Annotated in this window: 15 protein-coding genes; 12 read left to right on the top strand and 3 right to left on the bottom strand. The window is 34.9% G+C overall.

From position 1 onward, the window contains the following. The first annotated feature begins 12 nt into the window (after positions 1 to 12). The 12 genes from HM987_RS16125 (at position 13) to tsaB (ending at position 11,219) form a co-directional block, all read left to right on the top strand. Positions 13 to 459, top strand: a complete 447-nt coding sequence (locus HM987_RS16125) for a cytochrome C oxidase subunit IV family protein (RefSeq protein WP_179009051.1) — start codon at positions 13 to 15, stop codon at positions 457 to 459. 340 nt (positions 460 to 799) lie between these two features. After that, on the top strand, positions 800 to 1,519 hold the full coding sequence (locus tag HM987_RS16120) for a hypothetical protein (RefSeq protein ID WP_179009050.1): 720 nt from the start codon (positions 800 to 802) through the stop codon (positions 1,517 to 1,519). Next, complete coding sequence (locus HM987_RS16115) at positions 1,512 to 2,279, top strand: SCO family protein (protein ID WP_179009049.1); 768 nt, start codon at positions 1,512 to 1,514, stop codon at positions 2,277 to 2,279. Before HM987_RS16120 ends, HM987_RS16115 begins: the two co-directional genes overlap by 8 nt. Before the next feature lie 46 nt (positions 2,280 to 2,325). Continuing rightward, positions 2,326 to 2,871 (top strand): DUF420 domain-containing protein, encoded by a 546-nt coding sequence (locus HM987_RS16110; RefSeq protein ID WP_179009048.1) that lies wholly within the window; start codon positions 2,326 to 2,328, stop codon positions 2,869 to 2,871. 55 nt (positions 2,872 to 2,926) lie between these two features. Beyond that, on the top strand, positions 2,927 to 3,154 hold the full coding sequence (locus tag HM987_RS16105) for a hypothetical protein (protein WP_179009047.1): 228 nt from the start codon (positions 2,927 to 2,929) through the stop codon (positions 3,152 to 3,154). 143 nt (positions 3,155 to 3,297) lie between these two features. Next, positions 3,298 to 3,999, top strand: a complete 702-nt coding sequence (locus HM987_RS16100; RefSeq protein ID WP_179009046.1) for an ABC transporter ATP-binding protein — start codon at positions 3,298 to 3,300, stop codon at positions 3,997 to 3,999. Continuing rightward, positions 3,992 to 5,236 (top strand): ABC transporter permease, encoded by a 1,245-nt coding sequence (locus HM987_RS16095; protein ID WP_179009045.1) that lies wholly within the window; start codon positions 3,992 to 3,994, stop codon positions 5,234 to 5,236. Before HM987_RS16100 ends, HM987_RS16095 begins: the two co-directional genes overlap by 8 nt. A gap of 1 nt (position 5,237) precedes the next feature. Continuing rightward, a complete protein-coding gene (locus HM987_RS16090) occupies positions 5,238 to 6,497 on the top strand; it encodes an ABC transporter permease (protein ID WP_179009044.1) in 1,260 nt (419 codons plus the stop codon). Positions 6,498 to 6,541: 44 nt separating this feature from the next. After that, entirely contained in the window at positions 6,542 to 7,702 is a 1,161-nt protein-coding gene (locus tag HM987_RS16085; RefSeq protein WP_179009043.1) for an efflux RND transporter periplasmic adaptor subunit, read from the top strand. Positions 7,703 to 7,754: 52 nt separating this feature from the next. Then, on the top strand, positions 7,755 to 9,200 hold the full coding sequence (locus HM987_RS16080) for a TolC family protein (protein WP_179009042.1): 1,446 nt from the start codon (positions 7,755 to 7,757) through the stop codon (positions 9,198 to 9,200). A 2-nt stretch (positions 9,201 to 9,202) separates the two neighbouring features. Next, a complete protein-coding gene (locus tag HM987_RS16075; protein WP_179009041.1) occupies positions 9,203 to 10,507 on the top strand; it encodes an efflux RND transporter periplasmic adaptor subunit in 1,305 nt (434 codons plus the stop codon). A 52-nt stretch (positions 10,508 to 10,559) separates the two neighbouring features. Then, complete coding sequence (gene tsaB, locus HM987_RS16070) at positions 10,560 to 11,219, top strand: tRNA (adenosine(37)-N6)-threonylcarbamoyltransferase complex dimerization subunit type 1 TsaB (RefSeq protein ID WP_179009040.1); 660 nt, start codon at positions 10,560 to 10,562, stop codon at positions 11,217 to 11,219. A 2-nt stretch (positions 11,220 to 11,221) separates the two neighbouring features. Here the strand turns inward: tsaB and HM987_RS16065 are convergent, their stop codons facing one another. The 3 genes from HM987_RS16065 to HM987_RS16055 form a co-directional block, all read right to left on the bottom strand. Beyond that, positions 11,222 to 12,061 (bottom strand): mechanosensitive ion channel family protein, encoded by an 840-nt coding sequence (locus HM987_RS16065; RefSeq protein ID WP_179009039.1) that lies wholly within the window; start codon positions 12,059 to 12,061, stop codon positions 11,222 to 11,224. A gap of 83 nt (positions 12,062 to 12,144) precedes the next feature. After that, positions 12,145 to 12,345 carry a dodecin family protein gene (locus HM987_RS16060; RefSeq protein WP_179009038.1) on the bottom strand — a complete coding sequence of 67 codons (201 nt, stop codon included), beginning with the start codon at positions 12,343 to 12,345 and terminating at the stop codon, positions 12,145 to 12,147. Between the two features lie 77 nt (positions 12,346 to 12,422). Next, positions 12,423 to 13,325, bottom strand: coding sequence for a NifU family protein (locus HM987_RS16055; RefSeq protein ID WP_179010108.1), 903 nt, complete (start codon positions 13,323 to 13,325; stop codon positions 12,423 to 12,425). Positions 13,326 to 13,462 lie beyond the last annotated feature (137 nt).

Here is a 13,462-nt window from a genome sequence, read left to right as displayed (position 1 = left end):
TAAGTTTAAATTATGGCACACGAACATAAATTAGAAATATTTAGAGGTTTAGTTAAGTTTAAATCCAACACAAGCAAAATTTGGGGCGTTCTAGTATTCCTTACTATAGTGACACTTATAGAAGTGGTGTTAGGTATTTATAAACCAGATTTTTTAATGGAGACTTGGATTGATCCTATAGAAGGTGGATTCTTTGCTACATTAGGTAATATTATTTTATCGCCTTTTGTATATATGAAACCTTTAAATCTAATTTTCATTTTATTAACTATTGTGAAAGCCTACTACATTACATGGGATTTTATGCACATGAGAGATGAAACTGGCAGCTTGAGAAAAATGGTGGTTTGGACAGGCGTATTCCTTATTTGTTATTTGATTTTTATTATGTTACAAGAAGGTGGTTATGTCTTTGACGTTTACAATGGCGAAGACGCTTTAATCAAGAAGGATTTTTAACAAAATATATAACTGTACATTTCGTATAGTCTAAGTACTTGAACTAGGCGTAGCCCAAAAGTCTACACTGAGCGTAGCCGAAGTTCCTGCGCTGAGCGTAGCCGAAGTTCCTGCGCTGAGCGTAGCCGAAGTTCCTGCGCTGAGCGTAGCCGAAGTTCCTGCGCTGAGCGTAGCCGAAGTTCCTGCACTGAGCGTAGCCGAAGTTCCTGCACTGAGCGTAGCCGAAGTGTTAAATACAATTAAAAGGTGGTTTTTCTAAACCACCTTTTTTATTTTTGCAATCCAAAGTAAAGTGCAAAAAGAACTAACTAAAACAACTGGGATTTTTATTTCATAACAAATGAAAACGAACAAAGTAAAACGTAATATAGTTCTCGGTATTTTGTTTTTTTTACCCGTTGCTTTTTTGTTGATGCTCTATCCCGCAAAGCACAATTACGAGCCATTAAATGTGGTCAATGAAAAGGTTTCAGATATTGAAAATTTCACTTCTGATGGAGCTGACAGTTTACGTTTAAAAGAACAGATCACGGTTTTAGGATTTTTAGGCAAAACACCTTTAAAAAATTCGATCGCTGCTTTAAATCTTAAAGAGTTGGTCTATGATAAATTTAAGGGGTTTAAAAATTTTCAAATTGTGATTGTAGTTCCAGAAGGAACGGAAGATGAAATTGGTGCGCTTAAAAAAGAGATTAATACCTACGAAGATTTAAAATTTTGGCATTATGCTTTTGGTACGGAAGGCGAAATAAAGATGTTGTATAATTCACTGCGATCCAATGGCAATTTAGAAGACGATTTATCCACAAAAAACGTATTCATTATAGATAAAGACTTAAACCAACGCGGCAGGATCGATGGACGGGATGAGCGTCAAATTGAAGCGGAAAAACCTGCTTTCAGTGTGTATGAATATAACACCATTGAAGTTGCTGAAATTAAGAATATGATGAGTGACGATGTAAGAATTCTATTTACGGAATACCGTCAGAAACGACAAGGAAAATTTGACGATTCAAATACGCGACGCGAAAAAGAAATAAAACAAAGCCATGAGTAAAAGAACGAACTATTCGTATGTCGGTATTACATTTATCATTCTAGTTTTCGGAATTATTTTTGTCCCGAAAATAATAGACCGTATCAGTGATGGCGACATCGTTAGAGATGGAAGTCGAAGTCAGGATGTGTCAACTTCAACAATAGAAGAAAAAAACACGAAAAAAGGTAAAAGTGATTTAGCCTATTTGGAAATTAACGGCCAACCTAAAAAAGTACCAGCATTTAGTTTCACAAACCAAGATGGTAAAATCATTACCAACGCGGATTATTTAGGTAAAGTCTATGTGGTGGAGTTCTTTTTTACCACGTGCCCAACCATTTGTCCAATAATGAACCGAAACTTAGTGGAGGTCCAAAATCAATTTAAGGATTTTGAAAATTTTGGTGTTGCTTCGTTTACAATCACACCAGATATTGATACGCCAGAAGTTTTAAAAGCTTATGCAGAAAAATACAATATCACAAATCCGAATTGGAACTTATTAACAGGCGATGAAACGGATATTTATAAGTTAGCTAATGAAGGTTTTAATCTCTACACCGCTAAAGACGAAAGTGTAGAAGGTGGTTTTGAGCACTCGGGAAATTTTGCTTTAATAGATAAAGAAGGTTTTATAAGGTCTAGAAAAGACAACTTCGGAAATCCGTTAATTTTTTATAATGGTTTAATTCCAGAAGCCGTTGGAGTTGATGAAGATGGAATTCCTCAGGAAATAACGATTTTGAAAGAAGATATAGCCAAGCTTTTAAAAGAATAGCACACTGTCATTCAGCGCGCAGCGAAGACTCTAAAAATAAACTAGAATGAATTCAGTAGATATAGAAAAAGAAAAAAAATACAATAAGTGGATTATAGTTTTGTCAATTGTAATACCATTGGCAGTTGCCGCTTTATTTGGTGTTAATCTCAGGGAGTTAGGCTTTGATGTTCAGCCACTTACTATTTTACCACCAATCTATGCTACTATTAACGGATTCACAGCCATAGTTTTGGTAATCGCTTTTATAGCCATAAAAAACAAAAATATTGTTCTTCATGAAAATTTAATGACAACCGCTATTTGGAGCTCTGTTGTTTTTCTCGTGCTGTATGTTGCTTATCACATGACTAGTGATTCCACAAAATTTGGAGGAGAAGGGGTAATTAGATATATCTATTATTTTATACTTATCACTCATATCTTATTATCGGTAGTTATCATTCCTTTTGTGTTAGTTACTTATGTACGGGCGATTACGAATAATATAGAAAAACATAAGAAAATAGCTAGAATTACGTTTCCGTTATGGCTTTATGTGGCTGTATCAGGTGTTGTGGTTTATCTAATGATTTCGCCTTACTATTCTTAGTTCATTTAGCCTGAAAGGCTTACAGAACCTAATAGGTTTCTAAACAAAGCACAAAATGAAGCACAAATTGATATTTCTGATTTTTACTTTTTACGTTACACTAAGCTTGAACGCGCAATGCGCCATGTGCCGTGCTGTTTTGGAAAGTGGAGAGGACCAATCTGCTGCAGAGGGAATTAATAACGGCATTACGTTTTTAATGGCTGTGCCATATATTTTGGTGGCTTCAATTGGTTATATTATTTATAGAAAATTTAATAAATCAGAAAAGTCTAAAAATTAAGACCAAAAACTGTAACATTCCTTCATCTTAAGAGTCTTATGCATATATGTTTATTAACAATTTGTTGGCATAAAAACCATTCAGATTTTAGTAAAATTGTACAAAACTAAATGTTCGTTTGGTTTTAACCAACTAACCATACTATGATTCAAATTAAAGATCTACACAAATCTTACCACATGGGAAGCAACTCGCTTCACGTACTTAAAGGAATAAATTTTGATGTTAAAGAAGGGGAGTTGGTATCTATTATGGGGTCTTCAGGCTCTGGAAAATCCACCTTATTGAATATTCTAGGGATGTTGGATGAAGCAGATTCAGGTCAATACATTCTCGACAATGTACCAATCAAAAACTTAAACGAAAAAATTGCGGCTAAATATAGAAATCAGTTTCTCGGATTCATTTTTCAATCGTTCAACCTTATCAATTACAAAAGTGCTTTAGACAATGTGTCTATGCCTTTATATTATAAAGGCGTCAAGCGAAAAGAGCGCACAGAGAGAGCCATGCATTACCTCGAAAAAGTAGGTTTGGCACAATGGTCTCATCATTTACCAAGTGAACTTTCTGGTGGGCAAAAACAACGTGTAGCAATTGCGAGAGCATTAGCAAGTGACCCAAAAGTGTTATTGGCAGATGAACCAACAGGAGCCTTAGATACAAAGACCTCTTACGAAGTTATGGACCTCATTCAAGGGATCAATGACGAGGGTAAAACCATATTGGTCGTTACCCACGAGCATGATATAGCACAAATGACCAAACGCATTGTTAACCTAAAGGATGGTGTTATTATAGATGATAGCAAAGTAGAACAAGTAAGAGCGTCACTACATGTTTGATTTAGAACGTTGGCAAGAGATATTCGAAACCTTGAGCAAAAATAAATTGCGAACGTTTCTTACGGGACTTTCTGTAGCGTCCGGAATCTTCATTTTGGTAATACTCCTCGGATTTAGTAAAGGTATCGAAAATGGCGTAAAATCTCAATTTGAACAAGATGCGACCAATAGAATTTCTGTTTGGACAGGCGTCACAACGAAGGGCTACAAAGGTTTAAATCCGGGACGATATATTCAACTTAAAAATTCAAGTTTTAAGGCTGTTGAAAATAAATATGATAACTATTTAGAATACAGAACAAAGGATTATGCCATTTGGGGAGCAACCGTTTCCTATAATAATGAAACGGGAGATTATCGCGTTCGTGGTACTTCACCAGACAATCAGTTTATTGAAAATGCAGATATAGGATCAGGTCGTTTTATCAATCAATCTGATGTTGATGGTAGTAAAAAAGTTGCTGTTATTGGGAACAAAATGAAAACTGATCTTTTTAAAGGTGACGATCCAATCAATCAGAATCTTCAGATTTTTGGAATGAATTTTAAAGTGGTCGGTGTGTTTTTTGATCCAGGAGGAGATCGTGAAGAAGGACAAGTTTATATTCCAGTGTCCACAGCCCAAAAAGTATTTAATGCAGGAGAGAATATTAGAAATATGGCATTTACAGTAAAAATGGCTAATAATTTTGACGAAGCTGTTGTGCAGTCCAATGCTATTGCAGAAGGTATTGAACAGCAACTTAAGGAAATCCATACGGTTGCACCAGATGATGTAAGTGCTGTAAGGGTTTTTAACACATTAGAGGAAGCACAGAAAATATATTCATTAATTGCAACTATTAGGGCTGTGTTTTGGTTTGTAGGTATCGGTACTATTATTGCTGGTATAGTTGGCGTAGGTAATATTATGCTAATTATTGTAAAAGAACGTACCAAGGAAATTGGTATAAGAAAAGCGTTGGGAGCATTGCCAATGTCTATAGTAGGTATGATTCTTCAAGAAGCCGTTTTTGTAACCATGTTTGCAGGTTTATTCGGATTAATATTCGGGTTGGGATTATTGGAATTGGTTGGACCTCAAATAGAGAGTGACTTTATAAAATACCCACAAGTGGATTTTAATATAGCACTGACAACAGTATTTCTTTTGGTGTTTGCTGGTGCTTTAGCAGGATTTATTCCCGCATATAGAGCCGCGATGATTAAACCAATAGATGCATTAAGAGACGAATAAGATGTTTAGTAGAGACCGTTGGGAAGAAATACTGGAGGCTTTAAACGCAAATAAGTTTAGAACCTTCTTAACAGCGTTTGGCGTATTTTGGGGCATTACCATTTTGGTACTGTTGCTAGCTTTGACCAATGGACTTAAAAATGGTGTCACTGCAGATTTTGGGGATTTTGCAACCAATTCAATGTTTATGTGGACTCAAGGGACATCTAAGCCCTATAAAGGTTTACCAAAAGGACGTTACTTTAATTATAAAATTGGTGATGTTGCCGCTATAAAATCTCAAATACCAAATTTAAAATACGTGTCACCTAGAAATCAATTGGGTGGTTTTAGAGGTGCAAACAACGTAATCAGAGGTACAAAAACCGGAGCATTTGAAATTTATGGTGATTATCCTGAGTTTATAAAGCAACAACCATTGGATATTCTACAGGGACGTTTTATAAGTTACTCAGATATAGAAGCTAAACGTAAAATCTGTGTAATAGGTACAGGTGTTGTAAAGGGTTTGTACGATAAAAATGAGGATGTCTTAGGAACTTACATCAAAGTAAACGGCGTCAATTTTTTAGTCGTAGGTACATTTAAAATGAGTAATAGCCAAGGGGATTCTGAGCAGGATGCGAGCACCATTTACATCCCTTTTACCACCTTCAGTCAAGCTTTCAATAGAGGGGAAAATGTGGGTTGGATGGCCATTACTGCTAATGATGGCACATCTATAACAACACTAAAACAACAAGTTTTCGACTTAATGAAGTCAAGACATAAAGTTCATCCCGAAGATGATAGGGCTATTGGCCATTTCGATTTATCAGAGCAATTTGAACGTGTCAATGGTTTGTTTTCTATTTTAACAATAGTTGGCTATTTTGTGGGCGCATTGGTCTTAATGTCTGGCATCATTGGTATTAGTAATATTATGCTCATCGTAGTAAAAGAACGAACAAAAGAAATTGGAGTCAGACGTGCATTAGGCGCAAGTCCTTGGACTATAAAATCCCAGATTTTACAGGAAAGTTTAATTTTGACCATATTATCTGGTATGGTTGGGATTTCGTTTGCTGCCTTAGTAATTTGGGTAATGAACACGATATTGGATAACGTAGGGCCTGTTCAAAATTTCGCAAATCCAAGTGTTAGTATGCAAGTAGTGTTCACAGCTTTAATAATATTAGTAGTTTCAGGTTTGTTGGCAGGATTGATCCCAGCTAATAGCGCCACAAAAATGAAACCTGTAGATGCCTTGAGAATCGAATAAAACAAAAACAAACTAATTCATCAACCAATTATAACTATCAAGAAATGAAAAGAACAAAAACCGTCATCATACTAGCGCTTATCGTTATCGTATTTGGTGCTGCCCTATTTTATCTGTGGAAAAAAAATCAAGAAGATCCAATAACATATACCTCAGAAAGCCCTACGGAACAAACTATCGTTGTTAAAACTGTAGCAACAGGAAGTATTGTTCCTAAGGAAGAAATCTTAATCAAGCCAAACATTTCTGGAGTGATTGAAGAAGTTTTTATTGAAGCTGGCGAATATGTGAAATCTGGTGATTTAATTGCACAGATTAAAGTGATTCCGAATGCCTCAAGTTTAACAAGTGCTAAAAACAATATTGCTTCTAATCAAACGGCGCTTCAAACGGCTAAAATAAATTTGCAAACACAGCAGTCCAATTACGATAGACAAAAGGCCTTGTTTGATAAAGGTGTGATTTCTGCCAATGATTTTGAAGGTGTTAAAAATTCATATCTTCAAACTAAACAAAGTGTTGAACAAGCCAAAATAAATGTGAATTCTGCCAATCAGAACTATGATATTATTAAAACAGGAACAACTTCAGGTTTAGGAAACACAGCACAAACGCAAGTGAGAGCCACAGTTTCAGGAATGGTTTTAGATGTGCCAGTTAAAGCAGGAAATCAAGTTATTGAAGCCAATAATTTCAACGAGGGTACCTCAATAGCATCACTAGCTGATGTTAAACAAATGATTTTTGAAGGTAAGGTCGATGAAAGTGAAGTTGGAAAAATTAAAGAAGGTTTACCTCTTGAAATTACGGTAGGTGCCATAGAAGATAAAAAGTTCGATGCTATTTTAGATTATATAGCACCAAAAGGGGTTGCTGAAAACGGAGCGGTTCAGTTCGAAATAAAAGGATCCCTCAAAAAAATGGATTCAACATTTATAAGAGCAGGTTTAAGCGCCAATGCGTCTATTATATTAGAAAAAGCAGAAAACGTATTAGCCATAAAAGAAGCTCTTGTTCAATATGACAAAGACACACAAAAACCATACGTTGAAGTCGAAGTTGGCGATCAAGAATTTGAGAGAAAGGATGTGGAATTAGGCATAAGCGATGGTATTTTTGTCGAAGTGAAAAGTGGTATTTCCAAAGACGATAAAATTAAAGTTTGGAATCAGGTACAAGGCGTTCCAAAATATGCACAACAATAATTTTTTAATATTTATGTAACACTTTCGGGTGTGTAAAGACATATAGTTAATTATGAAAAAATCAATCATTATCATAGCTGCAATACTATTAGGTTTTTCGGCAAATGCACAAAATAAAAAATGGACGCTAAAGGAGTGTGTAGAATATGCTTTAGAAAATAATATTTCTGTTAAGCAAAGTGAACTGGATGTGGATTTGGCAGATGTAGATAAGTTAACTGCCATCGGAAATTTTATACCGAGTTTAAATGCTGGTGGAGGTGTCTCAGAAAATACAGGTTTAAGTTTTAACCCCGTAACTAATAATGCACAAACAACAACGTTTTTGTCTGTTACAGGACGAATAAACATGGGATATACCTTATTTGATGGTCTTCGCAACTTTAGACAATTACAGCGTGCAGACATTTCTAAATTAGCAAGTCAATACAGTCTTGATAAAATGAAAGATGATATATCTTTGTTTGTTGCAAATAACTATTTGCAAGTAATATTGAACAAGGCCAATCTGGAAGTCTTTAAATCACAGAATGAAGTGACTAAGGCACAAATCCAAAGAACACAAGAATTAGTGGATGCAGGGTCTTTACCACGAGGTGATCTTTTAGAAATTAAAGCCACAGATGCCAGCGAACAGCAATCCATTATAAATGCGGAAAACAATATTCGGATTTCTTTAATTAGTTTAGCACAGTTATTATTAATTAAAGATTACGAAAATTTCGATATAGAAGATGAAGGATATAATGTTGTAGATGATGGTATTTCAGAGAAAACCGTTTCAGAAATCGTAGCGAAAGCCAAAGAAACACGTTCCGAAATTAAGATTGCTGAACAGAATGTGGCCTTGGCCAAAAAAGATCTACAAATAGCTAAGAGCGCCAATTATCCAACCTTGTCAGCATTTTTTAGCTATGACACACGTTACACAGATGCAACTTCTTTCGATCAGCGAATAGATCCAAATAACCCGACAGTAACGCAGCAAATTGGTACCGTAGAAGGTACAGGTCAAGCTGTCATAGGTGAATTTCCTAACACAAGTAACGTAATAGTAGGTGCAGATCCATTTTTAGATCAGTTATATCTAAATGATGGAATTGCTTATGGATTGCAGTTAAATATTCCTATTTTAAATGGGTTTTCAACTAAAGGCAACATTAAAAGAAGTAAAGTCAATTTAGAACGCTCTAAATTTCAATTGGAGCAAACTGAATTAGATTTGGAATCCACGGTGTATCAAGCTTATGTAGATGCCAAAGGCGCTCTGAAATCTTATGAAGCGGCAAAATTAGCCGTAGAATCCCAAGAGTTGGCATATGATTATGCAAAAGAGCGTTATGATGTAGGGTTAACCAACGCTTTCGATTTTAGCCAATCTAAACAACGGTTCGACAATGCTAATATTGAATTGAATCGTGCTAAATACGATTATATTTTTAAGTTAAAGGTTCTCGAATTGTATTTCGGTATTCCTGCAACTGAATTAAAGTTTTAACTATGAGCAAAACAGTAAAAATCATTATAGGAATCGTCGTCCTTGTACTCCTTCTTTTGGTCGCTGGATCAAAAATGGGATGGTTTGGGAAAAAAGGAAATTTTAAAGCAGTTATTGTCAAAGAAGTAACTATTCGAGATATTGTGCAAACCGTATCTGCAACAGGGAAAATTCAGCCGGAAGTTGAAGTAAAGATTTCTTCTGAAGTTTCTGGTGAAATTCTGGAATTGCCTTTTAAAGAAGGACAGGAGGTTAAAAAGGGAGACTTGTTAGTGCGTGTAAATCCAGATTTAATTCAGTCGGCCGTTAATCGCTCACAAGCGTCCTATCAAAATGTAAGAGCTGGTTTAGAACAAGCAGAAGCCAATTTAAAACAGGCCAAGGCGGATTACGATAGAAACAAAACACTATTTGAAAAAGGTGTGATTTCTAAAGCTACTTGGGACCAATCTATTGCAGCTTATGAAACCGCCATTGCAGGTAAAAATTCTGCTTATTACAATGTACAAAGTGCTGCAGCAACTGTAAACGAAGCTAAAGATAATTTAAATAGAACAACCATCTACGCACCAATGAGTGGCACCATTTCACTTTTGAATGTTGAATTAGGGGAACGTGTGGTAGGAACACAGCAAATGGCAGGAACGGAAATTCTGCGTGTGGCCAATTTAAAAAACATGGAAGTTGAAGTTGATGTCAATGAAAATGACATTGTAAAAGTAGCCATTGGCGATTCTACTATTGTTGAGGTTGATGCTTATTTAAAGAAAGAGTTTAAAGGTGTTGTTACGGAAATAGCAAATTCAGCAGAAGGAACTTTAGCGGCAGATCAGGTCACTAATTTTAAAGTTAAAGTTAGAATCATTGAAGAATCGTATAAAGATTTAACGGATGGAAAACCAGAAACCTATTCGCCTTTCAGACCTGGAATGACTGCAACTGTTGATGTGATTACTAAAATACAAAAAGATGCGATTTCAGTTCCAATTAGTGCCATTGTGATTAAGACCGATACAAGTTCCACAAAAAAACCTTACAGCAAAACGGTAAGTAATGAAGTTGACGATTTAGAAAAAGAAGAACAGAAGTTTGAATGTGTATTTATCAATGACAATGGAAAAGCAAAATTGAAAGTCGTGGAAACAGGTATTCAAGATGATACTAATATTGAAATTGTTTCAGGCTTAACTAAAGAGGATAAGATTATTACAGGTCCTTATAACATGGTTTCCAAAAACTTGAATCCTGGTGATCTGGTAGAAGTAACAAATAAAAATCCAGAAACTTCAGAAGAACAGGAAGATTAAATGAATCGGATAGTTTAATGTAGATAGTTTCAACTTAACCACAAACTACCAAATGGCATTAGTGCTAAATATAGAAACAGCAACAACAAATTGTTCGGTCTCTCTGTCCAAGGATGGAGAGACTTTAGTTTTAAAGGAAGATAATAGTCTTGGCTATTCCCATGCCGAAACTTTGCATGTCTTTATTGATGAGGTTTTTAAAATAGCTAAAATAGCACCTTCTGAAATTAATGCTATTGCCGTAAGTAAAGGGCCAGGTTCTTACACGGGTTTACGAATAGGAGTATCTTCTGCAAAAGGATTGTGTTATGCATTGAACAAACCGTTAATTGCAATCTCAACTTTAGAAAGTTTGGCGCATCAAGTAAAAGAGAAAGATGGCCTTATAATTCCGATGTTAGATGCCAGACGTATGGAAGTGTATTCGGCAGTTTATAATCAAAACTTAGAATTACAAAGAGAAATTAAAGCCGAAATCCTAACGGAGGAAAGCTATTCAGAGCTGCTTGAATCTAAAAAAGTGTATTTTGTAGGAAACGGCGTTAATAAAACAAAAACGCTTATTCATCATCCGAATGCAGTATTTATAGAAGGAAAATTACCTTCTGCTAATGAGATGGCTCTTTTAGCAGAATTCAAATACAAAAAAAGCGACACCGAAGATGTCGCTTATTTTGAACCTTATTATTTGAAGGATTTTATTTCAAAATGATTTTATTTCGAAACTTTAAATTCATCTAAATTGTGGTGGTGAATATCTCTTTGTGGATATGGAATAGAAATGCCAGCAGCTTCTAGCCTTGCTTTTCCTTCTTCAAGCACATGCCATCGTATGGCCCAGAAATCTTCATTTTTAGCCCAATATCTTAATGACAAATTTACCGAGCTATCGCCAAGTTCTCCAACAAAAATCATCGGCACTTTATCTTCTTCCTGTAAAACGGTTTCTTGTTCGTTTACCAGACCAAGTAAAATATCTTTGGCCTCTTTAATATTGTCATCGTAGCCAATTCCGAAAGTTAAGTTTTCACGCCTAATTCCTAATGAGGAATAGTTGATAATATTATCATTGGACAATTTACCGTTTGGTATTACAGCTTCCTGATTTCCGAATGTAATTAATCTGGTATTGAATATGGAAATTTCTTTTACGCTTCCATCTACACCTTGGGCAGAAATCCAATCACCTACCCTAAAAGGCTTTAACAACAATATTAATACACCACCAGCGAAATTTGCTAATGATCCTTGTAATGCTAACCCTATTGCTAACCCTGCAGCAGCAATAACGGCAGCAAAGGTTGTAGTTTCAATACCTACAGTACCTAAAACAACAATAAACAAAATTATCTTTAGAGACCATTTTATTAAGTTTAACAAGAATTTTTTTAAACTTTCTTCATATTCTGCTTTGTTCATTGTTTTCTTAACAATTCTAACAAGGACTCCGATGAGCCAACTTCCAATAATCCAAATAAGAATTGCAGCGATTATTTTTGGCGTATATTCAACAATAAGGTTATAACCTTGATCTATCCATTTTTGCGTTTCCATGCTGGTTTAATTAATTTTTAAGGTTTAAAGAAAAAACTCGGCTAAACATGAAACCGAGTTATATGTTAAATTATAAGTTTATGCTATTTAACTTCAAAAGTCATTTTTAAATTAACTCTAAATTCTGTTACATTGCCTCCATTTACAATGGCGCTTTGCTCTTTTACATAAACAGATTTAATGTTTTTTACCGTTTTCGAGGCTTCTTTGACGGCTTTCTTTGTGGCGTCCTCCCAACTTTTATCAGAATTGGATAAAATTTCTACTACTTTTAATACTGCCATAATTTTTTAGGTTTTAAAGATTATTATTAAATAAGAGGCCTATAATTCTTATAGGTCACTTTAAAATTAATAAATTTCTAACCATTTATGGCATTAACAGTAATAGTATTATCATTTAACATGTCCTTCAACATATTTTCTATACCATTTTTTAAAGTAAAAGTAGAGGAAGGACAGCCACTACAAGCCCCTTGTAATAAGACTTCTACTTGCTTAGTTGTAGCATCGTAGGACTTAAATTCTATATTTCCACCATCACTTTCAACAGCAGGTTTTATATATTCTTCTAGAATATTAATTATGTTTTTTGAAGTATCATCCAAAGCTTCAAATTTTTGCTCAATCGCTGCTTCCGTTTTGTTGAGTTGTTTTGGCGCATCATCATTTAATATGGTTTTGCCTTCTTCAACATAAGATTTTAAGAATTCCCTAAGCTGAAGTGTGATGTCTTCCCATTCAACAATATCAAACTTTGTTATGGAAATGAAATTCTTTTCCATAAACACGTTTTTTACAAATGGAAACTGAAAAAGAGCAGTAGCCAATGGAGATGGTTTAGCTTCTTCAATAGACGTAAATTCATACATGTTGGGAACCAATACTTTGTTGCATACAAATTTTAAGACACCAGGATTAGGAGTGCTCTCCGCATAAATTGTTACCGCAGCTTTGGGTTTTATAGCTTCTTCTGTAACTACAACACCACCATTGGACAAATATTCTTCAATCTGCGTTGCCACTTCATTTTGCACATCTTCCCATTTCACGATATTGTAACGTTCGATGGCAATAAAATTTGAAGCGATATATACTTTTTTTACAAATGGTAAATAGAACAATTGTTGTGCAAGGGGAGAGTGTTTTGCATCGTCTATATTGTTGAATTCAAAACTATTATGATTAGTCAAAAATCGATCAGCTTCGAACTTGATAATAGTTTCGTTCGAAGTTGGAACTATGGAGATTTTGGTCTGTGTCATCTTTTTATTTGCAAAAGTATGAAATATCAATTTGAAACGTTCATCCATTAGATGATGTTTTATGTCTATTATCTGAATTGAATTAATATAATTTTATTAAATTTCGTGCTCAATAAAAGCAATCATAATCACTTTAG

Origin of the sequence: Winogradskyella forsetii, from assembly GCF_013394595.1 — a bacterium.
GTDB classification, from domain to species: domain Bacteria; phylum Bacteroidota; class Bacteroidia; order Flavobacteriales; family Flavobacteriaceae; genus Winogradskyella; species Winogradskyella forsetii.
Note: the sequence above shows the minus strand (reverse complement) of the source record. Positions and strands in the feature narration are given on the sequence as shown.

Bases quoted from the DNA above. Each gene is read 5' to 3' on its own strand.
- HM987_RS16125 (WP_179009051.1), top strand. From the start codon at position 13: ATGGCACACGAACATAAATTAGAAATATTTAGAGGTTTAGTTAAGTTT.
- HM987_RS16120 (WP_179009050.1), top strand. From the start codon at position 800: ATGAAAACGAACAAAGTAAAACGTAATATAGTTCTCGGTATTTTGTTT.
- HM987_RS16115 (WP_179009049.1), top strand. From the start codon at position 1,512: ATGAGTAAAAGAACGAACTATTCGTATGTCGGTATTACATTTATCATT.
- HM987_RS16110 (WP_179009048.1), top strand. From the start codon at position 2,326: ATGAATTCAGTAGATATAGAAAAAGAAAAAAAATACAATAAGTGGATT.
- HM987_RS16105 (WP_179009047.1), top strand. From the start codon at position 2,927: ATGAAGCACAAATTGATATTTCTGATTTTTACTTTTTACGTTACACTA.
- HM987_RS16100 (WP_179009046.1), top strand. From the start codon at position 3,298: ATGATTCAAATTAAAGATCTACACAAATCTTACCACATGGGAAGCAAC.
- HM987_RS16095 (WP_179009045.1), top strand. From the start codon at position 3,992: ATGTTTGATTTAGAACGTTGGCAAGAGATATTCGAAACCTTGAGCAAA.
- HM987_RS16090 (WP_179009044.1), top strand. From the start codon at position 5,238: ATGTTTAGTAGAGACCGTTGGGAAGAAATACTGGAGGCTTTAAACGCA.
- HM987_RS16085 (WP_179009043.1), top strand. From the start codon at position 6,542: ATGAAAAGAACAAAAACCGTCATCATACTAGCGCTTATCGTTATCGTA.
- HM987_RS16080 (WP_179009042.1), top strand. From the start codon at position 7,755: ATGAAAAAATCAATCATTATCATAGCTGCAATACTATTAGGTTTTTCG.
- HM987_RS16075 (WP_179009041.1), top strand. From the start codon at position 9,203: ATGAGCAAAACAGTAAAAATCATTATAGGAATCGTCGTCCTTGTACTC.
- tsaB (WP_179009040.1), top strand. From the start codon at position 10,560: ATGGCATTAGTGCTAAATATAGAAACAGCAACAACAAATTGTTCGGTC.
- HM987_RS16065 (WP_179009039.1), bottom strand. From the start codon at position 12,061: ATGGAAACGCAAAAATGGATAGATCAAGGTTATAACCTTATTGTTGAA.
- HM987_RS16060 (WP_179009038.1), bottom strand. From the start codon at position 12,345: ATGGCAGTATTAAAAGTAGTAGAAATTTTATCCAATTCTGATAAAAGT.
- HM987_RS16055 (WP_179010108.1), bottom strand. From the start codon at position 13,325: ATGACACAGACCAAAATCTCCATAGTTCCAACTTCGAACGAAACTATT.